The 26728-nt window shown below is 53.3% G+C and carries 24 protein-coding genes; 7 read left to right on the top strand and 17 right to left on the bottom strand.

The window, feature by feature from the left end; translation table 11 throughout:
• Positions 1–2 precede the first annotated feature (2 nt).
• Together M0P74_02780 and M0P74_02785 are read left to right on the top strand one after the other, a co-directional pair.
• Positions 3–242 (top strand): MoaD/ThiS family protein, encoded by a 240-nt coding sequence (locus tag M0P74_02780; protein ID MCK9362514.1) that lies wholly within the window; start codon positions 3–5, stop codon positions 240–242.
• Position 243: 1 nt separating this feature from the next.
• Positions 244–618 (top strand): MoaD/ThiS family protein, encoded by a 375-nt coding sequence (locus tag M0P74_02785; GenBank protein MCK9362515.1) that lies wholly within the window; start codon positions 244–246, stop codon positions 616–618.
• Positions 619–707: 89 nt separating this feature from the next.
• Here the strand turns inward: M0P74_02785 and M0P74_02790 are convergent, their stop codons facing one another.
• The 13 genes from M0P74_02790 to ndhC form a co-directional block, all read right to left on the bottom strand.
• The gene (locus M0P74_02790) at positions 708–2165 is read right to left on the bottom strand and encodes an NADH-quinone oxidoreductase subunit N (GenBank protein ID MCK9362516.1); all 1458 of its coding nucleotides are present in this window, start codon (positions 2163–2165) and stop codon (positions 708–710) included.
• A gap of 52 nt (positions 2166–2217) precedes the next feature.
• Entirely contained in the window at positions 2218–3741 is a 1524-nt protein-coding gene (locus M0P74_02795) for an NADH-quinone oxidoreductase subunit M (protein MCK9362517.1), read from the bottom strand.
• A gap of 56 nt (positions 3742–3797) precedes the next feature.
• Positions 3798–5786 (bottom strand): NADH-quinone oxidoreductase subunit L, encoded by a 1989-nt coding sequence (gene nuoL / locus M0P74_02800; GenBank protein MCK9362518.1) that lies wholly within the window; start codon positions 5784–5786, stop codon positions 3798–3800.
• Positions 5787–5870: 84 nt separating this feature from the next.
• A complete protein-coding gene (nuoK, locus tag M0P74_02805; protein ID MCK9362519.1) occupies positions 5871–6182 on the bottom strand; it encodes an NADH-quinone oxidoreductase subunit NuoK in 312 nt (103 codons plus the stop codon).
• A gap of 57 nt (positions 6183–6239) precedes the next feature.
• Positions 6240–6779 (bottom strand): NADH-quinone oxidoreductase subunit J, encoded by a 540-nt coding sequence (locus M0P74_02810; protein MCK9362520.1) that lies wholly within the window; start codon positions 6777–6779, stop codon positions 6240–6242.
• Positions 6776–7186 (bottom strand): NADH-quinone oxidoreductase subunit NuoI, encoded by a 411-nt coding sequence (gene nuoI / locus M0P74_02815; GenBank protein ID MCK9362521.1) that lies wholly within the window; start codon positions 7184–7186, stop codon positions 6776–6778. The genes M0P74_02810 and nuoI overlap by 4 nt, the downstream gene beginning before the upstream one ends.
• Before the next feature lie 14 nt (positions 7187–7200).
• Entirely contained in the window at positions 7201–8187 is a 987-nt protein-coding gene (gene nuoH / locus M0P74_02820; GenBank protein MCK9362522.1) for an NADH-quinone oxidoreductase subunit NuoH, read from the bottom strand.
• A gap of 109 nt (positions 8188–8296) precedes the next feature.
• Positions 8297–10714 (bottom strand): molybdopterin-dependent oxidoreductase, encoded by a 2418-nt coding sequence (locus tag M0P74_02825; GenBank protein MCK9362523.1) that lies wholly within the window; start codon positions 10712–10714, stop codon positions 8297–8299.
• Between the two features lie 16 nt (positions 10715–10730).
• A complete protein-coding gene (locus tag M0P74_02830) occupies positions 10731–12680 on the bottom strand; it encodes an FAD-dependent oxidoreductase (GenBank protein MCK9362524.1) in 1950 nt (649 codons plus the stop codon).
• 55 nt (positions 12681–12735) lie between these two features.
• On the bottom strand, positions 12736–13911 hold the full coding sequence (nuoD, locus tag M0P74_02835) for an NADH dehydrogenase (quinone) subunit D (GenBank protein ID MCK9362525.1): 1176 nt from the start codon (positions 13909–13911) through the stop codon (positions 12736–12738).
• A gap of 28 nt (positions 13912–13939) precedes the next feature.
• On the bottom strand, positions 13940–14311 hold the full coding sequence (locus M0P74_02840) for an NADH-quinone oxidoreductase subunit C (GenBank protein ID MCK9362526.1): 372 nt from the start codon (positions 14309–14311) through the stop codon (positions 13940–13942).
• A 112-nt stretch (positions 14312–14423) separates the two neighbouring features.
• Complete coding sequence (locus M0P74_02845; protein ID MCK9362527.1) at positions 14424–14918, bottom strand: NADH-quinone oxidoreductase subunit B; 495 nt, start codon at positions 14916–14918, stop codon at positions 14424–14426.
• On the bottom strand, positions 14909–15262 hold the full coding sequence (gene ndhC, locus M0P74_02850) for an NADH-quinone oxidoreductase subunit A (GenBank protein ID MCK9362528.1): 354 nt from the start codon (positions 15260–15262) through the stop codon (positions 14909–14911). The genes M0P74_02845 and ndhC overlap by 10 nt, the downstream gene beginning before the upstream one ends.
• A gap of 295 nt (positions 15263–15557) precedes the next feature.
• On the opposite strand from ndhC, the gene M0P74_02855 reads away from it, so the two are divergent.
• Together M0P74_02855 and M0P74_02860 are read left to right on the top strand one after the other, a co-directional pair.
• A complete protein-coding gene (locus tag M0P74_02855; protein MCK9362529.1) occupies positions 15558–16940 on the top strand; it encodes a TolC family protein in 1383 nt (460 codons plus the stop codon).
• 36 nt (positions 16941–16976) lie between these two features.
• Positions 16977–18533, top strand: a complete 1557-nt coding sequence (locus tag M0P74_02860; protein MCK9362530.1) for a DUF4301 family protein — start codon at positions 16977–16979, stop codon at positions 18531–18533.
• A 10-nt stretch (positions 18534–18543) separates the two neighbouring features.
• Here M0P74_02860 and M0P74_02865 read toward each other — a convergent pair whose 3' ends face one another.
• From M0P74_02865 to M0P74_02875, 3 genes are all read right to left on the bottom strand, one after another.
• Complete coding sequence (locus M0P74_02865) at positions 18544–19521, bottom strand: tRNA 4-thiouridine(8) synthase ThiI (GenBank protein MCK9362531.1); 978 nt, start codon at positions 19519–19521, stop codon at positions 18544–18546.
• A 36-nt stretch (positions 19522–19557) separates the two neighbouring features.
• Positions 19558–21315, bottom strand: coding sequence for a LysM peptidoglycan-binding domain-containing protein (locus tag M0P74_02870; protein ID MCK9362532.1), 1758 nt, complete (start codon positions 21313–21315; stop codon positions 19558–19560).
• Positions 21316–21460: 145 nt separating this feature from the next.
• Positions 21461–22651 carry an acyl-CoA dehydrogenase family protein gene (locus tag M0P74_02875; protein MCK9362533.1) on the bottom strand — a complete coding sequence of 397 codons (1191 nt, stop codon included), beginning with the start codon at positions 22649–22651 and terminating at the stop codon, positions 21461–21463.
• Between the two features lie 973 nt (positions 22652–23624).
• Here M0P74_02875 and M0P74_02880 point away from each other — a divergent pair.
• Positions 23625–23858, top strand: a complete 234-nt coding sequence (locus M0P74_02880) for a ribbon-helix-helix protein, CopG family (GenBank protein MCK9362534.1) — start codon at positions 23625–23627, stop codon at positions 23856–23858.
• Positions 23855–24166, top strand: coding sequence for a type II toxin-antitoxin system PemK/MazF family toxin (locus tag M0P74_02885; GenBank protein MCK9362535.1), 312 nt, complete (start codon positions 23855–23857; stop codon positions 24164–24166). The genes M0P74_02880 and M0P74_02885 overlap by 4 nt, the downstream gene beginning before the upstream one ends.
• Positions 24167–24637: 471 nt before the next feature.
• On the opposite strand, the gene M0P74_02890 is transcribed toward M0P74_02885, so the two are convergent.
• The gene (locus tag M0P74_02890; protein ID MCK9362536.1) at positions 24638–25165 is read right to left on the bottom strand and encodes a transposase; all 528 of its coding nucleotides are present in this window, start codon (positions 25163–25165) and stop codon (positions 24638–24640) included.
• 368 nt (positions 25166–25533) lie between these two features.
• Here M0P74_02890 and M0P74_02895 point away from each other — a divergent pair, with 368 nt between their 5' ends.
• Positions 25534–26727: an NEW3 domain-containing protein gene (locus tag M0P74_02895; GenBank protein ID MCK9362537.1), complete on the top strand. Its 1194-nt coding sequence runs from the start codon at positions 25534–25536 to the stop codon at positions 26725–26727.
• The last annotated feature ends 1 nt before the right edge of the window (position 26728 follow it).

Genomic DNA, 26728 nt, shown 5'->3' on the forward strand with positions numbered 1-26728 from the left:
ATATGCGCGTTCAAACGAAACTTTTTGCCACCTTGCGCCATTACGCTCCCGGCGCGTCGGTCGGACGTCCCTTTGAAGTTGACCTGGCGGAGGGAGCTACCGTAGCGGATTTGATCCGTCAGTTGGACGTGCCTGCTGAAGAAGTGAAGATGGTTTACGTCAATGCCCGCGCCCGGCCTGTGGATTGGCCTCTGGAAGCCGGCAGTGAAGTCGGGATCTTTCCGCTGATTGGAGGGGGATAGCGTGTCGGATGTTGCAATAGATGCCTGGCTCTATGGCGCTTTGGCGCTTTACGGCGGCCAGTCGGGCGAGGGGAGGAGCTACGCCAACCTGCAGGTGCGCCTGCCGGCGGGAAGCACAGTTAATGATTTAATGGCCCGCCTGAAAATGCCGACGGAGGAGCGGGGGATTACGTTCATCAATGGCAAGTTGAGCGCCATGCCCGGTCTGCAGCCGGATTTGAGTCACGTTTTGTGCGACGGCGACCGTGTGGCCTTTTTTGATCCCCGGAGCATGTGGCCGTTCCAATACCGGAATGGTGTGCCCATGGTCGGCGAGATGGCCGACGCGATGCAGGCAAGCCAAGACCATGGCTTACATCACACTTATAAAGCCTGACACCCACTAAACGCCCGTTTGAGACGCAGCGTGTCTCTCCAATGACTGACTCGGGCGCGAGCGTTTATCTTCGGCACGGACCTTCCTGCTTACATAAAAATATTGGTCGAGCTGTGCGCAATCATCAGAAACACGCGCGGGAAAATACCGAGATAGAAAACCGCCGCAACGCTGATGGCGATGGCAACCGTGGAGCCGATGGAAAAATCGGGAATGCCGATCTCCGCTTCCGGTTCCTTGAAGTACATGTACATGATGACCCGCAGGTAGTAATAGACGGCAACCACGCTGTTCAGCACCCCGATTACCGCAAGCCAGTAATAACCGGAACGGATCGCGTCGGTCAGGACATAGAACTTGCCCATGAAGCCGGCCAGCGGGGGAACGCCCGCCAGGGAGAGGAGAAAGACCGCCATCGCCGCCGCAATCACCGGGTGTCTGCCGGCGAGACCGGCGTAGGATTCGATGCCGGTGTTCGGAAAGCCCTTGTGTCCCAGGATCATTACAATCGCAAAGGCGCCGATTGTCATGAAGCTATAGACGAGCAGATAATACAGAACAGTGGAGGAAAGGGAGCGGTCCCCGATGGTCATGGCGATCAGGATGTACCCGGCGTGGGCGATGCTCGAATAGGCGAGCATTCTTTTGACGTCGTTCTGGCGGAGCGCGGTAAGGTTTCCCAGGGTCATCGTGGCGACGGCGAGGATCCATAACATAAATGTCCATCCTGGCAGAAAGGGATGAAACGCCGTGTACAGAACCCTCAAAAACGCGCCGAACGCGGCGGCCTTGACGCCGGTTGCCATATAGGCGGTGATCGAAGTCGGCGCCCCCTCATAGACGTCAGGCGTCCACATGTGAAAAGGCACGGAGGCTGTTTTGAAGCCGAAGCCGACAATTAAAAGGGCCAGACCCGCCATGAAGGTGGGCGTCGCCATAAAGTTGCCGCTGTTTAAGTATCCGGCGATTTCCCGGATATCAAGCATGCCGGTAGTCCCGTAAATCAGGGCCATGCCGTACAGAAGAAAGGCGGTGGCAAAGGCGCCGAGCAGGAAATATTTGAGGGAGGCCTCCATGGATTTGGCGTTCCCGCCCATCAGACCGCAGAGGATATAGATGGAGATTGACATCAACTCCAAACCGATAAAGATGGTGATAAAGTTGTTCGATGACACCATGATCATCATTCCGAGCGTTCCGAAGAGAAGCAGGGCGTAATACTCCCCCCGGACAATATCCTCCCGGTCAACGTACCGGTAGGATAGCAGGGTGACAAGAATCAGGATGGAAAGGGCAACTCCCCGGAAGAATACCCCGAAATTGTCGATTGTATAGAGATGGTTGAAGATGTCCAGATTGCCGTTCCATAACTGAAATGTGTAATAAAGCGCGATGATGGCCCCGATAAGCGGCATGGCCTCGACCAGAAGCCAGGTGCCGTTCTTTTTGCGCAACAGGGTCAAAAGGAGCGTGGCGATCGCGAAGACGGTGATGACAATCTCCGGGATGAGCCATCCAAAGTCCATTTCAGGTATCTGTACAACCATAATTTCCTACCTTTTCGTATTAGTCGAAAAAATTTTATGAAATCCGTTCATTTTACTGAGCCTTTACCGATATGGCGGGAGCATCGGCTTTGGCATGAATATACTGAAGATAATTAGTCGCCGAGACGTCCATCTTCTTGAAAAACGGCTGGGAGTAAATACCCATGAAGAAGATGAAAAAAACTATCAGCACGAGAATGGTTATTTCCCGCTTGTTGATATCCTTTAATTTCCGATTTTCCTCTTTCTTTATCTCCCCGTACATGACGCGCTGAAACATCCAGAGCATATACACGGCGCCGAGAACAACCCCGGTAGTTGCGATAACGCCGAAGCTCACGTTGCTGCGAAAGGTTCCCAGCAAGATGAGAAACTCGCCGACAAAGCCGTTGGTGCCCGGCAGGGCGATCGAGGACAAGGTGATGATCAGGAAGAATACGGCAAATATCGGCATGGTTTTGGCGAGTCCGCCGAACTCGGCGATCATCCGCGTATGTCTTCTTTCATAGATCATGCCTACCGCGAGGAAGAGGCCGCCGGTGCTGATCCCGTGGTTCAGCATCTGGTACATGCCGCCCTCCAGGCCCTGCATGTTGAAGGCAAAGAGGCCAAGCATCACGTAGCCAAGATGGCTGACCGAGGAATAGGCGATGAGCCTTTTTAAGTCGCTCTGCATGATGCACATGATCGCCCCATAGACAATCCCGATGAGGGCAAGGATGGAGAGGATCGGCGCCGCGGCGAAGGCTGCCTGCGGGAACAGCGGAATGGCGAATCTCAGAAATCCGTACGTCCCCATCTTCAGCATGACCCCGGCCAGGATAACGCTGCCCGCGGTCGGCGCCTCGGTATGAGCGTCCGGCAGCCAGGTGTGAAACGGGAACATCGGCACCTTGATCGCAAAGGAAAGGGCGAAGGCGGCAAAGAGCCAGTACTGTTTCGCAAGCGGGATATTCGCCTTGTAGAGTTCAAGCAGGTTGAAGGTGTAGGAACCGGACTCGGCGCCGTAATGGAAATAGAGGGCCATGATCGCCAGCAGCATCAGCACGCTGCCCGCCATCGTGTAGAGGAAGAACTTTACCGCCGCGTAGATCCGGCGAGGCCCGCCCCAGACGCCGATCAGCAGATACATCGGCACCAGCATCAGTTCCCAGAATATGTAGAAAAGCACGAGATCAAGCGCGCAGAGCGCCCCGACCAGCGCCGTTTCCAAAATCAAAAAGGCGAAGTAGTATTCCTTTACCTTGTCTTTGATGGCATCCCAGGATGACAGTACGCAAATCACCGTCAGGAAGGTGGTGAGCATCACCAGCAGCATGCTGAAACCATCGATTCCCAGATTATAGCTGATGCCGAGCTCCGGAAACCAGGAGATGTTTTCCGTGAACTGCATTCCGGCGGTCGTTTCGTCAAAACTGAAAAAGAGCGGCAGAGAAAGCGCAAATTCGATGATCGTCCAGACAAGCGTCAATCCCTTTGTCAGCGCGGGGTTGTTTCGCGGCAGCAGCATTACGACGATGGCCCCGGCCAGTGGGAGAAAAATGAGTACGCTCAAAAGGGGATATGTCATGTTCATTCACCAATCCAGTATAATAAAATAAAAAAACATCTGTTCAATGTTGACCAAACGCCTTAAAAAAGTGGCGCAAAGACGATATAGCCGACGACGATAATTGCCCCGAGAATCATGCCGAACGCATACTGCTGCACGACGCCGGATTCAAACTTACGCAAATGACCGCCGGCCCATTGCAGGAAATTTCCCGTACCGTTGACGATTCCTTCGATGATCCCGATATCCACGACCTTTAGGAGGAACGCCCCCGCTTTCAGAATCCCTCGGACAAAAACAAAATCGTATAGTTCGTCAACGTAGTATTTGTTATTGACAACCTTAAAGAGGCCCGGAAACGCCGCCGTGAACTTTTCGGGGAGTTTCGTATTGCTGACATAGAGCCAATAGGCGATGAGGATGCCGATCAGTGCGGTTACAACCGAGGCGACCATGAGGGTCATTTCCAGAGAAGCTTCGCCAGCCGCCTCCGCTCCGGAAGCCCAGGCGCTGCTGATGAGACTAAAGCTGGCTGCCGCCGCTTCCGAATGGGCTGTTCCTCCGCCCAGCACCGGGGCAAGGAATTGGTCAAAAAGATTGGTCCCTCCGAGGATGTGGGGTATCCCGACATAACCGCCGGCAATGGCCAAAAAGGCCAGGATCATCAGCGGAACGGTCATCACCTTCGGCGATTCATGAATGTGGTGCTTGATCTCCTCCGGGACGTGGCTTTCGCCGTAGAAAACCCTGAAGAGGAGTCGGAACATGTAAAAAGCCGTCATTCCGGCGGTAAGCGCGGCCAGAAACCAGATCAGGATATGGCCGTGCGGGGAGCTGAAGGCCTTCCAGAGGATCTCATCCTTGCTGAAAAAGCCGGAAAATCCCGGGATGCCGGCGATCGCCAGGCAGGCGATAAAAAATGTCCAGAAGGTGACAGGAATCTTTTTTCTCAGTCCGCCCATTTTTCGCATGTCCAGCTCGCCGCTCATCGCGTGCATGATGCTGCCGGCCCCGAGGAAGAGCAGCCCCTTGAAAAAGGCGTGGGTCATCAGGTGGAAGATGCCGGCGGAATAAGCGCCGACGCCGACGGCGACAAACATGTAGCCGAGCTGACTGATCGTCGAGTAGGCAAGCACCTTCTTGATATCGTACTGCGCAAAGCCGATCGTTGCCGCGAAAAACGCCGTCAAAACGCCGATTATTGCGACGATCATCATCGTGTCGGGGGCCATGCTGTAGAGAAAATTGAGACGGGCGATCATATAGACCCCGGCTGTCACCATCGTTGCCGCATGGATGAGGGAGCTAACCGGCGTAGGACCTTCCATTGCGTCCGGGAGCCAGACATAAAGGGGAAGCTGCGCGGACTTGCCCACGGCGCCGACAAAAAACAGGAAGGTTATTATACTGACCAAGCTCCCGTTGAGGAGGTGGGCGTTAGTTTTTATTTCTCCGAAATTAAGCGTCCAGACGCCCTGTGCGCCGAGGCTCAAAAAAATCAGGAAGATCCCCAAAAGAAAGCCGAAGTCTCCGATCCTGTTGACAATAAAGGCCTTTTTCCCGGCATCCGACGCGGAGTCCTTCTGATACCAGAAGCCGATCAGCAGATATGAAGAGAGCCCGACCCCCTCCCAGCCGACAAACATCATCAGCAGGTTGTTGCCGGTAACCAGCACGAGCATCATGAAGACAAAAAGGTTAAGCTCTACAAAAAACCGCTTGATGCCGGGATCGTGCGCCATGTAGCCGATCGAATAAACGTGGATAAGAAAGCCAACGCCGGTGACTGTAAGGGACATGACCAGGGAAAGCGCGTCAATTTTGAATCCCAGCGGTACGTAAAGTTCCCCGGAGGAGATCCAGTTGTAAATATTGATTTCGAATACCCTCGCTGCCGCGGGCATCTGAAGAAATTCGATAAAGATGGCGACGGAGGTGAGAAAGGAGAGAAACACCGCCAGGCAGGCGATCCAGGAAACTGCGCCCTTGGACATTTTGGCGCCGAAAAAACCATTGAAAATGAATCCAATTGCCGGGAAAAGTGGTATCAGCCAGATGTAGTCAGCCATTTATCTTTCCTTTTTTAAAAAGCGTTGTTAAAAAATTTTACTCCCGCAGTCCTTCTCATTCCAGCCACAAGGGGCAACGCCCGCTCAGCCCTTCAGGAGGCTTGCCTCATCAGCATTGACGGCGCCCCTGATCCGGAAGAGCATTACAAAAATGGCCAGACCAACCGCTGCCTCGACGGCAGCTACCGTCATCACGAAAAAAACAAACACCGAGCCGTCCATTGAGGAAAAGGCGTTGCCGGAGGAGATGAAAACCAGGTTGACGGCGTTCAGCATCAGCTCTATCGACATGAAAATGACGATCGCGTTTTTGCGGGTAATGGCGCCGATTGCCCCGATTACAAAGACGATGGCGCTTAAGATGTAACAGTAACTTGCTGGAATTTCCTGCAACATGTCTAACTCCTGTCGGTATGTTTGATTAGCAACGGCGCCCCTAAGTTATCCCGTGCATCATTTGCTTTTCCGGGAAAGAACAACGGCCCCGATAATCCCTACCAGTAGAAGAATCGAGGCGATCTCGAACGGGAAAAGGTACTGACCGTAAAGCAGGGTTCCGACTGTTTTTGCGTTTCCCAGGCTGGTCACCGCCTCTGCCGGGTAAGAGCCGATTTTCGCTGTGGTCTGATAAAAAAGGGCGCCGAAGATCAGCTCGAGCAGAAGAATTATCACCGCCAATGACCAGGCCGCCTTTTTCGTGAAGTTCATGGAGATTTTTTTCTGTTCACTCTGCGCGCCGTTATCGAGGCTGACCATCATGATGACAAAGAGGATCAGCATCATGATCGCGCCGGCATAAACCATAACCTGCGCCACCGCGATGAACTGGGCATTCAGAAGCAGGTAAATGACGGCCATTGCGAAGAAGGTCAGGATCATCCACAGGGCGCTGTGGACGGGATTTTTTCTTGTCGTCATAAGCAGAGACGAGACGATAACCACAAGCGCCGCAACGAAAAAAACAATCAATTTGAAACTTATTGCACCCATCATCCTATCCTTTTTGCGGAAAGCAGGCTCTCTTTCGTCAGTTTAAAATCAGCCCGTGAATAGTGTATGAATTCATAATCCCCGCCCAGTCTGATCGCGTTTACCGGACACGCCTCCTGGCAGAATCCGCAAAAGACGCACCGCAGGGCGTCAATATCATAGCTCCCCGGGTAGCGCGTGCCATCCTCCCGCTCCTTGATTTCCAGCTTGATGCAGTGAGAAGGGCAGACGGCGACGCACAGGCCGCAGGCGACGCACGCCGTTTCTCCCTGATCATTCTTTTCGAAATAGTGCATGCCCCGCCAGCGTGGCGAGACAGCCCTTTTCTCTTCCGGGTAGCGGATCGTCACCGGCTTCGAGAAAAAGACCTTTAACGTTAACTTGAGACCTTTCAGCAGCGGAATTATCATAAAAATTGCCTCATCTATCTAAGCGCTACAATTAAAGCGGTGACAACGACATTGGCGAGCGCCGCCGGGAAAAGGAACTTCCAGCCCAGCTTCATGATATGGTCATACCTCATACGCGGGAAGGTGCCCCTGATCCAGATGAAGATAAACACCATCGCAAATGTTTTTCCGATGAACCATACCGGGCCCGGCAGGAAAGGGCCGAGCCAGCCGCCAAAGAAGAGGGTAATCGTCAGGGCGGCAACCGTGACCAGATGCGCGTATTCGGCGATCATGAACAGGGCGAATTTCATCGAGCTGTACTCGACGTTGAAGCCGCAGGCAAGCTCGCTTTCTGATTCCGGCATGTCAAACGGCGTGCGGTTGATCTCGGCCAGCGCCGCGACAACATAGAGCAGAAACGCAAACGGCTGGTAGAGAATGAACCAGCCATCTCTCTGCGCTTCGACAATCTGCGTCAGGCGCAACGAACCGGCAAGGATGATCGTGCCGATGAGGATGAGCCCCAAGGCCACCTCGTAGCTAATCATCTGCGCCGCAGCCCGGAGCGAGCCCAATACGGCGTACTTGTTGTTTGAAGCCCAGCCGCCGAGGACAATGCCGTACTCTCCCAGGGTGCCCAGCGCGAAGATGTAGAGAAGGCCGATGTCAATGTCGGCAATGACCAGTTTAACTTCGCGGCCCCAAATGGTGAAGCTGTCGCCGAAAGGGATGACGGCGAACATCGAAAGGGCTGTGACGAACGTGATCATCGGGGCGAGCACATAAACCGTCTTGTCGGCATTTGTGGGAATAATGTCCTCTTTGACAAAGGATTTTATCCCGTCCGCGATCGGCTGCAGCAGCCCCCAGGGGCCTACCCGGTTGGGGCCGAGCCTGACCTGAAGGTAACCGAGGAACTTGCGTTCGATCAAGGTCAGGTAGGCGACGCACAGCATGAGGATGGTCACGACCACCACGATTTTTATCAGAGATTCGAGGGTGTAGTAGTAAGGTTCCATTTTCAGCCCTTGGAAAAGAGTTGCGTCCGCCGCCCAGGAACAACGATCTTGTTGTCTTGCCTGGCGAGGGAGCTTTTTTTATGTTCAGAAACTTCTTTTTTCTTCACAATCATGCCTTTTTTACGGCAACATCGTTTACCTTGGCCGGTCGCGCAAAGAGGGAAAGCATTTCGCCATGTTTACTGAAAAGAACGCACTCCAGCGAACCCTTCCGGATGCCCTTTTTGACGACAACCGGGCTGGTCGCTGCCCCGGCGTCTCCCGCAAGCGCGACGACATCTCCGGTAGATACATTCAGTTCAGCTGCATCCTCGGGGGATATCCGCAACAGATCGGTCTGAACTCGCCCAACGCCTTCTCCATAAACCGTCATGTCGGAGAGATGGTGATTCATGAACAGATCGCGGAGGATCAGCTTGTACCTGCCGGTGTCTTTATGAGCAGGCTGGTTGGCTTCTCCACTGCTAAATTTGGCAAAGGCCGGTTTGTCGGTTTTTACAGCCAGCGTTTCAACCCCGTCCCCACCTTTTGCAAACAGACCGGCGAGGCGAATTTCAGCGGCAACGCTTTGGGAATTTTCATAACTCTTTCCGCCCAGAAGCCCGAGCAGGCTGTTGAGGAAGTCGAACCCGGCGGATGGCCCGCTGCACGCCTTATGCACAGTGCTTACGGCGCCGTTTCCCGAGATGAAGGAGCCATCCTTCTCGGCAAAGCCGGCGGAAGGGATGACGATGCTGGCGCTGTCCATAACCCTGGTCGGCAATATATCGCAAACGGCTACAAACTCCTGCCGGGCGAGAGATTTTTTCACTAGTTCGCCGTTCAGATACTGGAAGGGGTCGTCTTCATAGAGAAAGATTCCGGAGATGCCGGAATTGTCCAGGAGACTGTCCGGGGCGGCCATTTCCTTCAGCAGCGAAACGGCGCCGAGGGCGTTTGCCTGCAGTGCAGCCGCCATGACGAGTCCCCGTTCCGGGAGACCCTTCAGCAGGCAGAAATTCAAAAGCGCAGTCAGACTCGCCTCATTATCCGTGATCCCGGAGGCGAAAATTACACAGACGCTGTCGGCATCGGCAATAAGCTGATACGCCTTATTGATCAGGCCGGCGTCAACGCCGCCCGGGGTCTGCAATGCTTCTGCCGAAATTCCGGAAAGCGACTGTTTTAATTCTGCAAAACCGGCAAATGTTTCGGCAGTTTTATCGTGTTTGCCGTCCTCGAGGAGCCGGGCGGAAAGTGCGTTGAAAATCCCGGCGTCACTCCCCGGAAGTGCCTGCAGATGGGCGCTGGCAATGCGGGCGAGCGAATTGTCAAGGGGGTCAATGCTCACAATCCGGGCGCCGGTGAATTTTACCGCCTCTCTGACCTTGTTGGCGAGCAGATGGTTGTTGATCAGCAAATCGGCGCCGGCAACGACGATTGTTTTGCAGCTCTTGATCTTTTCGTAATCATAAACCGGGCTTATCCCCATGCGCGCAAAGGCGGAGGCGACTTTCCCGGTATGATAAGCCGCAGCAGAAGCGATCTGGGAATTTTTGAGCGTAGAGGCGATTTTGGAGATGAGAAACAGCTCTTCGTTGGTGGCCCGGGGAGAAACGATAAACCCGACGCCCTTGCCTTCCGCAGAGAGTTTCTTCATGTTTTCCGCTGTATAGCTCAACGCCTCTTCTTTTGTGAGCGTCTTTTTCTGATTGCCCTGATAGGGTTCCCGGAGCCGCTGGTCGCTGTTGACGAAATCATAACCGAAACGCCCCCTTACGCAAAGCGAATCATTATTGGGCGGGAGATTTTTCTCGGTGACGACCTTGGTTATGATCTTTCCGTCCACGACGTTCAACGTTAACTGGCAGCCAAAGCCGCAGTGGGGACAGGTTGTCTCTATCCGCTGGCTTTGCCATGTTCTTGCTTTAACCGGGCTCAACTTTTCGGTCAGGGCGCCGACCGGACAGACCGAGAGGCACTCCCCGCAGGAGATGCAGTCGCCCGCGTCGCTGGCCGCGATCCTTGCTTCAAAGCCGTTGCCGACGATATCGATTGCTGCCCGTCCCGATACCTCCCGGCAGGCGTTAAAGCAGCGGCCGCAGAGGACGCACCGCGCCTCCCAGTAGCGGATAAGCGGCGTCGCGTATTCTTCCCGGTGATCCTTGCGAACGGCTTCGTACTCGGCTTTTTCGATTTTGTGCTCATAGGAGATGTTCTGAAGCTGACATTCCCCGCCCTTGTCGCATTGGGGGCAGTCGAGCGGGTGCGAGGTGAGGATCAGTTGCAAAAACTGCTGCCTCATCCTGAACAGCTTATCGGACTGGATCGTAACCTTGATGCCTGCAAGCGCCGGGGTTGTACAGGCGGTCATCGGCTTGTCGTAACCGTCCACCTCGACGAGGCAAAGGCGGCAGGAGCCGATGGGAAAAAGTTTTTCATGAAAACAGAAGGTAGGTATGTAGATGCCGCTTGCGCGAGCCGCCTCGAGGATCGTTTTCCCCTCCTCGGTAAAAACTTCTTTTCCATCTATAATCAAGCTAATCATATCTTTTCCTTACCGTTTAACCCAGGGCGATCATGCCTATTCTGTAGCAGCGCAGACAACGGGCGGCCTCTTTTATGGCTACATCCGTTGTGTAACCATCCTCCACTTCGGCGAAGTTCCACTTTCTTTCCAGAGGGTCAAGCATGGGCAGGTGTGACTTGTGCAACCCGCCGATTATACCGATATGTTCCTTTTCATTGTAAACGCCTAACGTGGCAAAGAGGTTGCGGAAGTTTTCGTTCGAAGAGGGCGCCACCTTATCCCCTTTTAGATAGAGGTCGATCTTTTCCGCGGCCCGCTTGCCGTTGCCGGTTGCCCTGACTAAAACGTCCGGGCCAGTCACGCAGTCGCCGGCAGAAAAAACGCCCGGCTGCGACGTCTCAAAGATTTCGGGATCAACAACTACGGTGTTTCGCTTTGTGGCCTTTATGCCATCGGCTTCGTTCAGGAATGACAAATCAAGCTGCTGCCCGATTGCCGGAATGACGATGTCTGCATCAATAACAAACTCAGAACCCTTTACCGGAACAGGCCTGCGCCTGCCGCTCTGGTCGGGCTCGCCAAGTTCCATCCGAATCAGCTCAACCCCGACAACCTTTCCTTCTTTGGCGATGATTTTTGTGGGGTTGCAGAGGTAGTGGAATTTTACCTCTTCATCCTCGGCATCCTTGATTTCGACAGGATCAGCCGGCATTTCCGCCTTGGAACGTCGGTAAACCAGGTTTACATCCGGTTTTCCGATGCGGAAAGAGGAGCGCACGCAGTCGATTGCCACATTGCCGCCGCCGACAACGACCACCTTCTTGCCCGCCGGATAGGGATCGCGACCGAGATTGATGTCCAGCAGGTACTTTACGCCCGGGATATAACCGTCGTAATTCTGATCCTCGCCTTCTACCCCCATCGGCATGCTGCCCTGGGCGCCGACGCCGATGAAGATGGCATCATAATCCTCGCGGAGCTTGGCGAAGGAGATATCCTTGCCAACCTGAACGTTATAGCGGATTTCCACCCCCAGCTCCTGCACCAGCTCCACCTCACGATGAAGGATATTCCTCGGCAGGCGGTAATCGGGGATTCCCATTGCCGCCATTCCGCCCGGCTCGGGGTGCCGTTCAAATATCGTTGCCTGATGACCCATCTGGATCAGATAGTTGGCGCAGGAGACGCCGGCGGGACCGGCCCCGATTATTGCAACTTTTTTGCCTGTTTTTGCCGCGGTGGGGATTTCCTGATGGCGGTTCGTGTCTATTTCGTAATCGGCGACAAACCGCTTCAGATATTTTATTGACAGGGAGTCATCTACATTGGTCCGTCGGCAGCTTGATTCGCAGGGGCGCACGCAAACCCGCCCCAATGTTCCGGGAAAGCAGATGCTCTTGCGGATGGTGGCAAGCGACTGGGTGAAACGCTGCTCGCTGATCTCTTCAATATAAGCGGGGATATCAAGCCCGCTCGGACAGACGCTCAGGCAGGGGGCGGTGACAGAATAGCGATAGTTTGCGTCCGGCGATTTCTTTTTGCCGGCAATTGCCTCGGCAAAGGCCTTGGGAAAATACTGGAGGGCGTGCAGGATGGGAATCAGGCCGGTCTGGCCGATGGAGCACTTGGAACCATCCCTGATCGAGGGCGCCAGCTCCTTTATTTTATCGATATACGACTGCGTGCCTTCGCCGGCGGCGATCTTTTTTAACATATCGCTGATGATGCCGGTTCCTACCCGGCAGGGAAAGCATTTGCCGCAGGATTCACTCTGGACGGCCTGGGCGTACTTGGCGCACATGCCGACAATGTCAACGCCAGCATCGCGAATGACGATCCCATCCCAGCCGAGGAAGGCCTTTATCGGCTCTCCTGGGCTGAATTCGTCCAGAAGCTTGGTCTTTGCAGGCGCCTTAGCGTCCGCCGCGACTCCGCGGTTGTCGATCACTTCGTCCTGCCAGGAACTGAAAATTACGTCTGCCATAGTCATTGCTCTCTCAAAATACGAAGCTTTACAGTAGCGAACCCGTTTTTACGCCCTACCGGTCGATCTCACCCAGAACGATGTCAATGCTGCCGATGGCGGCGACAATATCCGCTACCAGAACCCCGTCGATCATCTTCGGCAGGGCGCCTAGGTTAATAAAGGAAGGCGGTCTTATCCTCACCCGGCAGGGTTTGTTGGAGCCATCGCTGACAACGTAAAAGCCCAGCTCGCCCTTCGATGATTCAATGGATGCATAAACCTCGCCGGGAGGCGGTTCAAAGCCCTCCTGCATGATCTTGAAGTGTCTGATGAGAGACGCTATATCCGTTTGCACATCCTTCTTGGCGGGGGGAACGATCTGGGGCGCGTCCACGGCGCCGACAGGGCCGGCGGGAAGTCTCTCGACGGCCTGCTTGACGATCCGGCCTGACTGCCGCATCTCGATGAGCCTTACCAGATAACGGTCATAGACGTCGCCGTTTTTCCCCAGCGGCACTTCGAAGTCGAAATCCTCGTAACTCGAATAGGGATAGGCCTTTCTGACGTCGTAGTTGACGCCGGAGGCCCGCAGCACCGGGCCGGTCACCCCGTAGTTGATGCAATCCTCGGCCGACATCGCCGCGACATTCATAGTTCGTCGCTTCCAGATCGGGTTTTTGGTCAGCAGGGTTTCGTAATCATCGATCCGTTTCGGCAATTCTTCGATGAACGCCGTCACGCGGGGAAGAAAGTCATCAGGAATGTCGTCGGCAAGCCCGCCGATGCGGATAAAACTCGGCGTTATGCGCGCGCCAGTTGCCAGTTCCAGGATTTCCAGGACGGTCTCCCGTTCCCGGAATGTATAGAAAAGCACTGTCATGGCCCCGAGGTCAAGGGCGTGAGTTCCCAGCCACAGCAGATGGGCCGCGATCCGCTGCAGCTCGGCCATCATCACCCTTAAATACTGGGCTCTTGGGGGAATCTTGATGTCAAGGAGTTTTTCTACTGCGAGGCAATAGGCGAGATTGTTGGAGATGCCGCTGGTGTAGTCCAGCCGGTCCGTGAGCGGCAGTCCCTGCCGCCAGGTCATCGTTTCGAAGAGCTTCTCGATTCCCCGGTGCAGATACCCGATGTGAGGTTCCGACTTGGCGACGTTTTCACCGTCAAGCTCCACAAGTACCCTCAGCACGCCGTGGGTTGCAGGATGCTGCGGTCCCATATTAATTGTCATGGTGCGTGATTCAGCCATCGCTTTGATGTCCTCAAAAAGTCTCTTTTTATTCGTCTAAACAAACCTGGAACGGTTGATCGAAATTGGGCCCCTTGACGTCGTAATCCTTCCGTAAAGGGTAGCCGACAAAGTCATCGGGCAATAAAATATGCTGCGGATTAGGATGATTTTTGAATGTTATTCCGAACATCTCCGCTGTTTCGCGTTCCATCCAGTTTGCCGCTTTCCAGATAGCGCTGACTGAATCAACTGCAACGCCCGCGGCTACTTTTGTCTTTATCCGGAGTCTGTTATTGAACTTCATGCTGTGCAGCAGGTAGGCAATGGTGAAACGGGGACTTTGGCTGGGAAAATCAACTCCGGCCTGGTCGATGAGCATGTCATAGGCAAGCTCGGTATTTTTCCTGAGAAACGTCATGACCTCGAAGAGATTCGGCGCTTCAACAGTAACGGTTGTTTCCCCCCTGAACTCCTCGATTCCCGCGACTGCCTGCGGGAATTTTTCCTTTAACAGATTACCGGCTGAGCGACTATCCATTGTTCCCCCAAGGCAAGCTGACCAGATTTCTCTGTCCGGCTGGTTCAACGGCTATCTTTTTCTGCAGTTCGATTATCGCCTTCAGCAATCCTTCCGGGCGGGGAGGGCAGCCGGGCACATAAACATCGACGGGGACAATCTGATCGACCCCCTGCACAACGCTGTAGGATTGGAAAATGCCGCCGCTGCAGGCGCACGCGCCGTAGGCTATGACCCACTTGGGCTCCGGCATCTGTTCGTAAATGCGTCTCAAGATCGGCGCCATCTTTTTGGTTAGCGTTCCGGCGACGATCATCAGATCCGTCTGGCGGGGGGAGGGGCGAAAAACCTCGGCGCCGAAGCGGGCGATGTCATAAGTGGCGGAACTGGCAACCATCATTTCGAGGGCGCAGCAGGCGAGCCCGAACGTAACCGGCCAGATTGAATTTTTCCTTGCCCAGTTGATAACTTCTTGCAAGGTGGCGGGCACGGCAACTTCTACTCCCATTCCAAGGCCCCTTTCTTCCATACATACAGATAACCGACGAGGAGGATGATTACAAAAAACAGCATCTCCAGAAACCCGAACAGCTTGAGACTCCCTGTAACCAAGGCCCAGGGATAAAGAAACATAATCTCGATATCAAAGATCAAAAACAGCATTGCGGTCAGGTAATAACGGATATTCATCTTCATGCGGGTCGGCCCGATTGTCCGCATCCCGCATTCATATGTGTCAAGTTTTGTTTTTTGAGAGATTTTATTTCCAAGGATGGAGGAAGCGCCTACAATGAGACATGCTATCAGGAGTGCAAAAACGATAATTATCAGAATCGGAATATAATTGACCATGCTTTAGAACCCCTTTTGTAAAAGTTCAGCGCATGAAATATAGAACCGGCGCCGGACGGGTTTTCATCGCATATCTCAGGTCGCGGATGACAGAAAGGCGATTGCTTGAGACCATCGCTTTTTTCCAATCATCAGGAGCGGCTGCTCCCACCCGAAAGCGGTGCCTTGCTACACCGAAGGTTATCGTCTTGTCAAGCAAAAATTTAATCAGTTTTTCAGCTTGACAAAAAAATGTTTTGAACGCATGAAAAACCTATGCTTTATATGCAATCACGTTTTTGAGGGGAACAGAAAGATGCGGAGCTGCTGTTTTTGGGGGAGAACCATTATTTATATCGTGTTTGTCGCATTGACGAGCGGTATTGCTGACGCGGCGGATGCCGGATTCATGACGCTTCCCGAAAGCGTTGATATCGCGATAAAGCAAAGCCTGCGAGTCAACTCGGCCAAAGAAGGGGTGTTAGGGGCCGAGGCTGTGCAGAGGGAGGCTTTTACCGGGTTTCTTCCGAAGTTCAGCACTTCTTACAGCTATACAAGGTTAAACGAAGAGCCAAGTTTTCTTTTCCCGGGCCTTTCCTTCACCCTGCCCGGCGTGCCGCCTGTCCCGGTAAATATGCCTGCCCAGAGACTCGCCACCGGCACGAAAAACAATTACAACTGGAACGTTGAGGTCAGGCAGCCTCTTTACGCGGGGGGAGGGATTGCGGCCGGTTACGAGGCGAGTCAGGCCGGCGCTGAAATAGCCCGCCTGACCGAGCAGCAGACGATTCTGGATGTTGTTTACGAGGTAAGGATCGCTTACTTCAACATCCTGAAGGCGCAGCGGGTTATGGAGGTTGCGATCCAGGCGCTTAAAAGGTTGACCGCCCATCGTGACGCCGCCGGCGCTTTTTATGAAACCGGAATTATTCCCCGCAACGATCTGCTGCGGGCGGAGGTTGAACTGGCGGCGGGCAGACAATCCCTGCTGCGGGCTGAAAACGGCGTGGAGCTGGCGAAGGCAAGATTCAACACCTTGCTCAGGAGGGATATCAACTCCTCGGCAACTATCGAGGACAGCTTGACAGAATTCGTTGCCGTTGAACCCCTTGATGCCTGCATAGCCGCTGCCTTGACGCGCCGTCCGGAGATACAAGCTTATCAACTCAGATGGAATCAGGCGAAAATTCTGGTAAAACAGGCCAAAAGCGAATACTACCCGAATCTATCTCTTTTGGGAAATTACGCACGGTACGGGGACACGCCGGGTGTAGCCGGGAGCGACTACCGCGATCAGGAAAACTGGTACGTCATGGCGGTTGCGAACTGGAATTTCTGGGAGTGGGGAAAAACTAAAGACCGCATTGACGCCGGGAAAAGTCGTGAAAATCAGGCTGCCGATCTGCTTGCCGGTCTGCGGGAGCAGATAGCCCTGGAGGTAAAAAGCAGTTATCTTTTGTTCGGCGAGGCGCAAAAACAGTTGCCGGTGGCAAAAAAAGCGATCGAGCAGGCGGAAGAAAACTTTCGGATCAACACGGAAAGGTACAGCGAGCAGGTAGGAACCGCCACGGATGTGATAGACGCCCAAACCATTCTGACTGCGGCCATGTCTGATTATCAGAACTATCTCGGCGATCTTAACATGGCGAAGGCGCGGCTGGACCGTGCAATGGGCGCCGCCGTCAGAGCTGGTCGGTAACGGAAAAATTTGCAGGAAAAGAGCAAAGGGGAAAAAATGACCGGAGAACAGAAGAGCGGCGGCTGGTCGGAGAAGGACCGGGGGGCAATTGCCTCTGCCGGGCTGACCATTGAAGCGGTCGAAAGGCAGCTCGAAATCTTTCGCGAAGGGGTCTCCCCGGTGCGTTTGCTCAGGCCCTGCACCATTGGAGACGGGGTCGCCGCCCTTGCCGATGAAGGGCGTCCCCTGCTAATGGAGGTCTGCGAAGCGGCCCGGCAAGACGGCCGCCTGATGAAGTTTGTGCCTGCCTCCGGGGCGGCAAGCCGGATGTTTCATGAGTGGCACACCGCATTGGCTAATGGGGGATTTGCGGAGCGGGAGGAAGAGGAAAACTTTCGTCTCTCTCTCAATAGTTACGCGTTTTATTCAGATCTGGAAAAAGTTTTTGCCGATAGAGGCATGTCCCTTGCGCAAATGATTGCAAGCGGCCGGTATGCGGAGATACTTGACTGCATCCTGACTGGCAAGGGGTTGAATTGGGGGAGCCTTCCCAAGGCCCTCCTTAAATTTCACCATTACCCCGATTGCGCAAGAACCGCCATCGAGGAGCACTTAGTCGAGGCGGCTCTGTATGTGCGGGATGAGAACAGGATCGCCCGCATCCATTTCACCGTCTCCGGCGACCATGAAAAGATGGTGCGGGAAAGACTTCTGCAGGTCATCCGGGATTACGAGGTTCGCTTTGACACGGTGTTTGATTTTGATATTTCCATACAGAATTCTGCCACCAACACGATTGCCGTCGATCTCGCCGGGCGCCCTTTTCGGGATGAAAAAGGGGAGCTTCTCTTCCGGCCGTCGGGGCACGGGGCGCTGCTGACGAATCTCGACAGCCTGGATGCGGATATCGTCTTCATAAAAAACATCGATAATGTCGTAGTTGACCGCTATAAGGAAGAGACGGTTCTCTGGAAAAAATTGCTGGCCGGTTACTTGCTTACTGTGCAGACGGAGTTGTTCCACCATTTGCTGGTTCTCGAAAATCCCAATCCTGCCGGGAAAGAAATTCCCGGGATCGCGGAATTCTGCCGGGAAACGTTGAATATTCCCCTGCCGTCTGTTTTCGGGAGTCTGACGGAGGGCGAAAAACGCCATTTCCTGTTCGATAAATTAAACCGGCCGCTGCGTGTCTGCGGGATGGTAAAAAACGAGGGCGAACCGGGCGGCGGCCCTTTTTGGGTGGAAAGCCGGGGAGGGACCTGCGTTCCTTCTTTGCAGATTGTGGAAGAGGTGCAGATAGACAGGGATGATCATGAACAGATGGCTGTCTGGTCTTCCTCAACCCACTTTAATCCGGTGGACCTCGTCTGCGGACTGCGTGATTACCGGGGGCGCAAATTCAGACTGGCCGATTTTGTCGATCAGGAAACATCCATTATCTCCAGAAAAGCGGAGAAGGGGAGGGACATCCTTGCGTTGGAACGGCCGGGACTCTGGAATGGTTCCATGGCCTTCTGGAATACAATTTTTATCGAGGTTCCGCCAGCCACCTTCGCCCCGATTAAAAACGTCAAGGACCTGCTCCGCGCCGCCCATCAGCCGTCTGCTGGATAATTGCAGAAAATCAGATCATCATCGCTTCCGAGGCCTCCGGCGTCAGGGCGATTGACGTGAACGACGATGAAATTCCGTTTTGCAGGCAGGTGACGGAAATCTCCTGCTTGCGGGGCGCATCGCTGTATCGGAGGCAAATCCGACCGGCGAGGGCGCGTGTTTCTGCGTCGCCTCCGGAGGGCACCAGGACGGTTGGCCCCGGAAAGTCATTTACGCGGATGAGCGCGTCTTCCTGTTCCGCCATACTCTCGATCAGATCGTTTTCGCTTGAATTTCTGCCAACGATGGCCTTTATTTTGTCGCGCAGCCGCAGGTGCCTGCCCGTTTTCAGCAGTTCTATGTCCCGGATGCGGTATTCGGGAGCATGCGCGAAAAGGTCGCGCAGCCGCTTAGAGAATATCGGGTCTGTCAGCAGGCAGCCCCCGGCCGGCGACGGCCAGGAGGTGATGCCGAAACTGTCGGCCAGCTCGATCTGCCGTTTGCGGCCTCTTCCCTGGAAATCAAAAAGACGGTTGCGATCCACCTTGCCGGTAAGTTCCGGCTCCGTTTCCGGAAGGAGTTTTGCAGACAGAGGGCGAAGCAGGCGGTCGGAAAGACCGGCGTTTTTGGCTATCATGATGAGGGTTTGTTTGCCCTGGGACATGGGTCTTTGCCCCACGACCTCCCCGGTGAACAGAAAGTTCGCCCCGGTCTCTTCCATTAACTGTCCGGCGATTTTCAACATAAGTATCTTGCAGTCGATGCAGGGGTTCATATTTTTACCGTAGCCGTGACGCGGCGCCTTGAGCATGTCAAGATGCGCTTGCGTTATGTTCATAACCACGTGAGGAATGCCGAGTTGAAGAGCGGTTGCCTTTGCCCGGGCAGCGCTGAAAAAAGGGGTTTCGAAGGTCAGTCCGGAGACCTCTATTTCCTGGTCGGCGATGATCCTGCTGGCAAGGATGCTGTCTAACCCCCCGGAGAAAAGTAAAATTGCCTTTGTGCTCAAGCTGTCAGTTCCTTTCATGAAGATTAAATTTCGTTTTTAATAGCGGATGACCAGAACCTTGGGGCCGTTGAAGATTATCGGCAAGATCCAGGCAGGCAAGTCGAAATCCGTCAGATATATTTGCTCGCCATCTTTTACGCTGCTGATGGCGGAAAAGGAAATGTCGAGCCGGCTTTTTACCCCCTCCTTGGGGATGCGGGAAGAAAAATAGTCGAAGGAGGCAGACAGCCCCGCCCCTCGGAGCACCGCTTCGATAAGGGACCTGCCCTTGTCGTTTTCTCCGATTGTTAGAAGCTCAAAGCCTGAATTGTTGAGGATTTTCATGAACTGGTCGGGCAGTTTTTTAGAATGCAATATCAGCTTTTGCTCGCCTTTGCGCAGCAGAAGATCTGCCGTTATGGAAAGATTGAAGCCGTTTTCGGCCTGTTTGAAGATCGCCACCTCTGCCTTGCGATGGGGTGGCTCCCCAAGAGCCTTCAGCAGTCTCTCCGCAAGGGCGATCCCCTGAAGACCGCTTAAATCTTCCCGGACTATCTGTAAATTATCGGGTGGACTATGAGGCAGAATTTTCTCTTTGGTGATTTGTGTGACGGCAAGACCGTTTTGTTCGAGAAAAAGTTTTGCCGCTTCGGGCAAGGGCTGCTCGCCCAAAGCGAGCAGGAAAATACCCTGACGGTAGCTGCTGCCATCCGTTTTTCTGTTGCCGGAGATGATCCAGTCGGGGGAGACGGCGATCTCTGGTTTGGCTGTCAGCAGCAAGGGTTTTTCAACGCGCGTCATACGGTAATTTTGCGCATGGCCGATGATTTCCCGCAATGTTTCGGCTGCGTTCTGCATTTCCAGGTTTGTCAGGAAATAATAGCTGCGCCAGTACTGGTGGATCAACTGCCGGACTTCATTAGGCAGTATGTTTTCATAGTCGAGAAAAACTATTGTTCCATCATCAAGTTCGACAGAAGGAATCAGCGAGGAGTCGATGCTTATCTGAGTAGCGTCCTGTAGAGGAATGAAATAACTTCCAGCAGTGTTGAGAGAGCCTTTCATCCCCTCTATTACGGGTCTAATGGAGAGCAGAAGCGTCTGCAGGGCCGGATGGGTTTTGGCAGCGGGCGTCTCTTTGGCAGATTGCTTAGATTCCGCTCCGTCAGCCCTGATCATCTCGGCGGGCAAAAGCAGCGTCCGTCCGGCCGGCAGGTTATTCATATCCGTTATATCAGGATTTAATTTGAGGATATTGCGGTATGTCTCAATTGTCTCCTCCGGCGTCAACTGGCGGCCATTCCCTTCCGGTTTCAATTCGGCAAGGAGTATCCTGCTGATAGAGTCGTTTTCCTTGATCAAATAGGGCGACAGTTTCTCGCCGTTCTGTTGTTGTGGGGGTGTGTTTGCCAGGGGAATGTCGGCCTGTTCGGATGACGGCAGAACGATCTTCTGGCCGGGATATATTTTATTGATATCCCGCAACCCTGGATTCAAACGTCTTACCAGGGACAGGGAAACCGGTTTGCCGCCGGGTATTTTTTTGAGGATTAAGAGGAGGGACTCGCCTTTTTTGACTACATGGACTTTACCGGCGCCTCTTCCGATTGTTTTTTGAAAGCTCAAGCGGGCGCTGTCCTGTCTGGCATCCAGGAAAGACGAGGGTAAAAAGGCGAGAAGAAGCAGGAGCAAAACGATAAAAGATCCCTTGCCCGGCAGCCCGGTTCTTTTGTGAAATCTTTGCTTTTTGGCGGTTTTCCCCGGGCCGCTGCTTTGGTTGTTTCCAGCAGTTAGCGGGCAAGTGCGACTTTCCATAGACTTTCCTTTTTTAGCCCGGCATTTCCCTGTAAACCCCCATGCCCTGGGAGGCACAACGAATGATGAAAGCGGAGCTTAATGTTCACAAAATATGTACATGCTGGAGGGACGCGCTCCGTCGCATTCGCAGGCCGATTGTTCGTTATTGACCACTCTGGAAATTATCGCGCAGCAGTTCCCGGGCGATGATAATCCTGCGGATCTCCGCTGTTCCGGCGCCCACATCCCAGAGCTTCTGGTCAAGGTAGTGGCGTGAAACCGGGTATTCACTGCAGTACCCATATCCTCCGTGAATCTGAACAGCGGCGTCGGCAATCTTCGTCCCCATCTCCCCGCAGAAAAGGAGGGCCGCCGCCGCCTTGCGATCAAGTTCAGTTCCCTTGCCGCCGACCTTTACAGCGAGTGAATCACAATAAGAGGCGGCGCTGTAAGCCATCCATTTTGAGGCATTGTATCCCGTGTACATGTCGGCAAGTTTGCCCTGGATAAACTGGAACGAAGCGAGGGCCTTTCCGAACTGCACCCGCTCCTTTGCGTATTTGATGCTGAGTTCGAGGCAGGCCCGCTGCGAGCCGAGCGAACAGCCGCTCAAAGTTATCCGTTCCGTGCAAAGCCCATTGGTCAGAACGGAAACCCCCTGATTCAAGCCGCCGATCAGATTATCCTCCGGTATTTCCATATTATCAAAGGTGAGCAGGCCGGTCGGAGAGCTTTTCATCCCCCATTTGTGGATTTTTTCCCGATAAAAACCCTTCATATCCTTTGTCAAAAAATAAAATGCCGATATTCCGTGTGCCCCCAGCACCGGCTTGGTCTTGGCGTAGAAGACCATCAAATCGGCAACCGGTCCATTGGTGATGAATATCTTGCTTCCGTTGATGATGTAGCGGTCGCCCACCTTGAGGGCCCTTGTTGTCATCCCCATGGCGTCGGAGCCGGCATTGGGTTCGGTGATCCCCAGACAGCCGATATATTCGCCGCTGCAAGCCTTGGGGAGAATTTCCATTCTTTGCTCTTCTGTCGCATTCCGGCGGAAATTATCGAAGCAGAGGGTTTGGCTGGCGCCGACGGTCATCGCCAGGGCGTTGCTCACCCGCGCAATGGTTTCATACAAAAGCAGCGTGTCCACATACCCCAGGCCGGCGCCTCCGTATTTTTCCTCATAAGCTATGCCATTTACCCCTATTTTGCCGAGTTCCCGAAAGAGATCCGGCGGCATCCGGTCCTCCTCGTAGAGCTTCTCCATCTGCGGTTCCAGCCAGGACGAGGCCCAGCGCCATACGGTATCCTCAAGCATTTTCTGTTCCGGTGAAAGTTCAAAGCATAACGACATAAATTCCCCCCTTTTTATTTTTTCCGTTTGTCTGATCCCGGCTTTGTATCCAAGTCAGGCAAAACTGACAGTTAATGATTTACACCCCTCTGTTTCACTATTAGCTTGATGGGGCATACCTGACATTTTGTAAAAGCAACCGTAACTGCTCTGGTTTTCAAGTTCACGGCGGACTTGAGTTTTTATATTTTCCGAGATCACCGTCAATAGGAATCCACAATCTAACCTTGAAACCCGTAACTTTGAGCCTGAATAATTACCATTTTTCAATGGCTGCTAATTTACAGAACAAACGGGATTTGGATTTATACGATAAGCTTTTTGAAATGTACAGAGGGAAATACATCTATAATCGACCCCCAGGCGCAATTTTCATCAAAATCACCGGGAGGCCGCTTTTGCCCCGGCCAAAGCGGCCTTTTCCTCTTTCTAATATAGGCTATCCGGAAGTAACAAGGAAAATGGTTGCATAATTTATGTAAAGGGATGCAATTGCAAAACCATTTGTCATTCCCGAATGTCTCTATCGGGAATATGGTTTTTCAAGCAGTTAGAACCAGATTCCCGCTCAGAATCGTTGCGGGAATGACAAGAATGGGGAGTTTTGCAATTACCTCAAGGGATTTACAAATAACGCAATGTATTTAACATAAGATATTGGAAGCAGGCAGGACATGAGTGCAAAGAGACAATCTTATGGTCATAGTCCGGCGTCCTGTGAATTACGGATCGTTGTGGAAATATCCGGAAACTTTAGAATAACTTGTTCCGCGCGACTGCGTCGCGCGGAATCGCGGCGCTGACTTCGTCAAGTGCCTTGCCCCGACTGCGCTCGTCGGATGTCCGCAGGCGAGCCTGCTCCCATCCGCCGTGCTCGCGGGTCAGCGCCGCGAATTGGCCGGAAAAATCGATTTGACATAGTCTGCAATGTGGATTAATATAGCTATAAAAAGCCACATTATAGAGGTGCGATATGAGAACCATTCAGATGACACTTGATGATGATCTTGTCACAGCGGTGGATCGCGTTTCAAAGGAGCTCCGAACAAGTCGTTCTGCTTTCGCAAGAAAGGCGCTTCGTGACGCCCTTGCGCGCTGCACCCTTGAGCAACTAGAACACAAGCATCGCCGGGGGTACGAGCGATACCCAGTTGCCGCCGATGAGTTCTCAGTTTGGGAAACTGAGCAGGCTTGGGGTGATGAATGAAACACGGTGAAATACGTTGGTACAAGTTCATCCCGCCAGATAAAAAGCGGCCAGTTTTAATCCTGACCCGAGATTCTGTGTTGGAATACCTTGAAGAAGTAACAATCGCTCCCATCACAACTACAATCCGTAATATACCCTCTGAGGTATTTCTCTCGAAAGCTGACGGCATGCCCCAGGATTGTGCTGTCAATTGCGATCACTTGCAGACTGTTTCAAAGGGGAAGATTGGAGCATTGATCACATTTTTGCCTCTGCCCAAAATGGTTGAAATTGGGCGTGCAATACGTTTTGCTCTCGATATTTAAGATAGTAGCGGCCAACAATTGCATCCAGCCGACGGCCGGGTGCCTACGGTGGATTCCGTCCAACCTATAAGGATTGAGTCGACCCGCGAGCCAATTAAATTGTTGGCACGGACGTGATTGCGGGTCGAACTCAATCCATTGTTCAACAAGCCCGATCATATTATATGGGGTAAAGATTAGATTACGCAGGCGGGAAAAGAAGTTGTCTCGTATAAGATTTTCATTGATTTGTCTGATTTCTCCGCAACAAAACCCGTTCTTTGACAAACAATCACCCTTCTTCCGGTTTTTCGTTGTTCATTTGCTTTGGTTTTGACCAGTGATTTCCAGTCTGGCGGCATTTACTCAGCCGCTTGCTGGAAGCGAAGCCTAATGTGGTGATTCCGAAAACAGCAATCCCTGCCCGTTCGTAAACGGCTTAAGAAAAGACAAAAAAGGGTAACGGTTTTTCAGTTTACGTCCGCTGTCCATTTACCCCGGTTTCATCAAGGCAACGAAGGCTGCTGCTTCGACGGCGTAATGAAAAATCAACGCGCCCCGGCAATGGGGACAGTACGGCGCCGTTTTTTTCTCTTTTTTCGCAGCCTGATGTCTTTCCGCGAAGAATGCCAGGGACAGCTCTATCGCAGCCCTGATATCATAGTATGTTATCGATGAACCAGAACCAAGAAAGCCGTAGTAGCGGATTTTCATGAACCCACAGGGTAAAACGTGCTGAAGATAGCGGCGGATAAATTCCATGACCTCAAGCGACATCGTGCGCCAACGGGCGCTTCTCTGTTTTTTGTAACGAAAGGTTACCTGGCGCTGATGGACACCGACAATCCGACTGTCAGAAATGGCGACCTTGAAGACATAAGGGGCCAGATATTTCAAGCTTCCCTCGCTTTTGTCGACAGCCTGGGAATTGACATTCCAGGCAATTTGCCAGACGTCCGGATTGATCTGGTCAAGAAGCCCGGCCTTTTTCATCTCGTCCCGGAATTTGGCGCGAAATATCTCGGAAAGCGCCCTGACCGGCAGGAAGAAATCGATCCGCGAAGTATTACAAAACAGAGAGCTTGCCGCGCGTTGCTTGCAATGACAAAATGGTTTTTTCGAGTTTTTACTGGAGCATCATAATTAGCGTTGAACTGTGTGCCGTGGATTTTAGCTTAACCCATAAGATACCAATGAATCCAAAAGCCACCGGATGGTTTCTGTTTTTCAATTTAATGATATTTCCGGCGCTTGATTGTATTTTCCCCCCTTGCTTGACAGGGGGCATGGCCGTTACTATGCTACGGCCTCCGGGAAGTAACATTTACCATTATTATATCAAAGAGTAAGGAATAATTGAGGAGGTTGTAATGGTTTGCGGGAAACGAATGAAGAAATTATTTACAGGGGCATTTGTCTGTTTTTTGTTTTTGATGATTGTGGCGGCGGGCCCCGTGGCGGAGGGAAATAAGCCGGATGACCGCCCCGCGCGAGGGATCGCTGTCTATACGGATTACTCGGGCATCGCGGTGGCAACGGGGGAAAGCGTCCAGATGGAACTCACCCTGGAGAACAAGGGGAAAGCGGATGAAAATATCGATGTGGCGCTTGCGGAGGTTGCCCGGGGATGGAAGGCGACCTTGAAGGGCGCCCGCTATCAGGTGACCGGGGTGTATGTGCCTGCCGGAAAAACAAAAACCCTTTCCCTGAACCTCGAACCGGAAAAGGGAAGCGGGCCTGGTAAGTACTCCTTCCGCTTTGACGCGAAGACGGCGGATGGAAAATTCAGTTCGACGCATACCCTGAATGTAAGCGTGCAGGGAAGGAAGGTGGGGCTGGACAATATCCAGCTCAATGCCGCCTATCCGGTGCTCCGCGGGCAGACCGATTCCAAGTTCGAATTTTCCATAGACGTGCTCAATAAAAGCGAGATGGAACGCTCTTTTAATCTCTCTGCGGTCGGTCCGGAGGGATGGGAGATCAATTTCAAACCTGCCTATGAGCCCAAACAGATATCGACAATTCGGGTAAAGGAGGGGCAGAGTCAGACGATAGCCGTGGAGGTTTCTCCGAAGCCGGGCGCCGGGGCAGGGGAATACCCTATCGTCGTGCGGGTCAGCGCCAAGGAGAGCAGCGCCGAGGCGAAGCTGACGGCTGTCCTGACCGGTACTTACCGGCTCGACGCGGGGACGCCCAACGGGATTCTCTCGCTGGAGGCGTCTCCCGGCAAGACAGTTTCCTTTTCGCTTTTTGTGAAGAACAACGGATCCGCCCCAAACCGCAACATTGCCTTTTCCTCGTTCAAGCCGGAGAATTGGGGAACAGCCTTCAAACCGGAAAAGATCGATGTTTTGGCCCCCGGCGAGATGAAGCAGGTCGAAGTAACGATAAAGCCCGGGCAGCAGACGCTGGTCGGTGATTATTCCGTGGGCGTGCTGACCAGTGGGGAAAAGGCGGAAAAAACGGTGGAGATGAGGGTGACGGTTAAGGCCTCCTCCGCCTGGGGGTGGATCGGGATCGGTCTCATTGTCCTCGTTATTGCCGGGCTGGCTTTACTGTTCGTGAAGATGGGGAGACGCTGAC

Source organism: Syntrophales bacterium, from assembly GCA_023229765.1.
In the GTDB taxonomy this organism is placed as follows: domain Bacteria; phylum Desulfobacterota; class Syntrophia; order Syntrophales; family UBA5619; genus DYTH01.

What these genes read in the sequence shown, in the direction of transcription:
- M0P74_02780 (MCK9362514.1), top strand. Translation starts at nt 3, where the DNA reads ATGCGCGTTCAAACGAAACTTTTTGCCACCTTGCGCCATTACGCTCCC.
- M0P74_02860 (MCK9362530.1), top strand. Translation starts at nt 16,977, where the DNA reads ATGACCGGAGAACAGAAGAGCGGCGGCTGGTCGGAGAAGGACCGGGGG.
- nuoI (MCK9362521.1), bottom strand. Translation starts at nt 7,186, where the DNA reads ATGATAATTCCGCTGCTGAAAGGTCTCAAGTTAACGTTAAAGGTCTTT.
- M0P74_02855 (MCK9362529.1), top strand. Translation starts at nt 15,558, where the DNA reads ATGCGGAGCTGCTGTTTTTGGGGGAGAACCATTATTTATATCGTGTTT.
- nuoK (MCK9362519.1), bottom strand. Translation starts at nt 6,182, where the DNA reads ATGTTGCAGGAAATTCCAGCAAGTTACTGTTACATCTTAAGCGCCATC.
- M0P74_02885 (MCK9362535.1), top strand. Translation starts at nt 23,855, where the DNA reads ATGAAACACGGTGAAATACGTTGGTACAAGTTCATCCCGCCAGATAAA.
- nuoD (MCK9362525.1), bottom strand. Translation starts at nt 13,911, where the DNA reads ATGGCTGAATCACGCACCATGACAATTAATATGGGACCGCAGCATCCT.
- M0P74_02845 (MCK9362527.1), bottom strand. Translation starts at nt 14,918, where the DNA reads ATGGGAGTAGAAGTTGCCGTGCCCGCCACCTTGCAAGAAGTTATCAAC.
- M0P74_02825 (MCK9362523.1), bottom strand. Translation starts at nt 10,714, where the DNA reads ATGATTAGCTTGATTATAGATGGAAAAGAAGTTTTTACCGAGGAGGGG.
- M0P74_02870 (MCK9362532.1), bottom strand. Translation starts at nt 21,315, where the DNA reads ATGGAAAGTCGCACTTGCCCGCTAACTGCTGGAAACAACCAAAGCAGC.
- nuoL (MCK9362518.1), bottom strand. Translation starts at nt 5,786, where the DNA reads ATGGCTGACTACATCTGGCTGATACCACTTTTCCCGGCAATTGGATTC.
- M0P74_02875 (MCK9362533.1), bottom strand. Translation starts at nt 22,651, where the DNA reads ATGTCGTTATGCTTTGAACTTTCACCGGAACAGAAAATGCTTGAGGAT.
- nuoH (MCK9362522.1), bottom strand. Translation starts at nt 8,187, where the DNA reads ATGGAACCTTACTACTACACCCTCGAATCTCTGATAAAAATCGTGGTG.
- M0P74_02810 (MCK9362520.1), bottom strand. Translation starts at nt 6,779, where the DNA reads ATGATGGGTGCAATAAGTTTCAAATTGATTGTTTTTTTCGTTGCGGCG.
- ndhC (MCK9362528.1), bottom strand. Translation starts at nt 15,262, where the DNA reads ATGGTCAATTATATTCCGATTCTGATAATTATCGTTTTTGCACTCCTG.
- M0P74_02795 (MCK9362517.1), bottom strand. Translation starts at nt 3,741, where the DNA reads ATGAACATGACATATCCCCTTTTGAGCGTACTCATTTTTCTCCCACTG.
- M0P74_02830 (MCK9362524.1), bottom strand. Translation starts at nt 12,680, where the DNA reads ATGGCAGACGTAATTTTCAGTTCCTGGCAGGACGAAGTGATCGACAAC.
- M0P74_02895 (MCK9362537.1), top strand. Translation starts at nt 25,534, where the DNA reads ATGAAGAAATTATTTACAGGGGCATTTGTCTGTTTTTTGTTTTTGATG.
- M0P74_02880 (MCK9362534.1), top strand. Translation starts at nt 23,625, where the DNA reads ATGAGAACCATTCAGATGACACTTGATGATGATCTTGTCACAGCGGTG.
- M0P74_02840 (MCK9362526.1), bottom strand. Translation starts at nt 14,311, where the DNA reads ATGACGTTTCTCAGGAAAAATACCGAGCTTGCCTATGACATGCTCATC.
- M0P74_02790 (MCK9362516.1), bottom strand. Translation starts at nt 2,165, where the DNA reads ATGGTTGTACAGATACCTGAAATGGACTTTGGATGGCTCATCCCGGAG.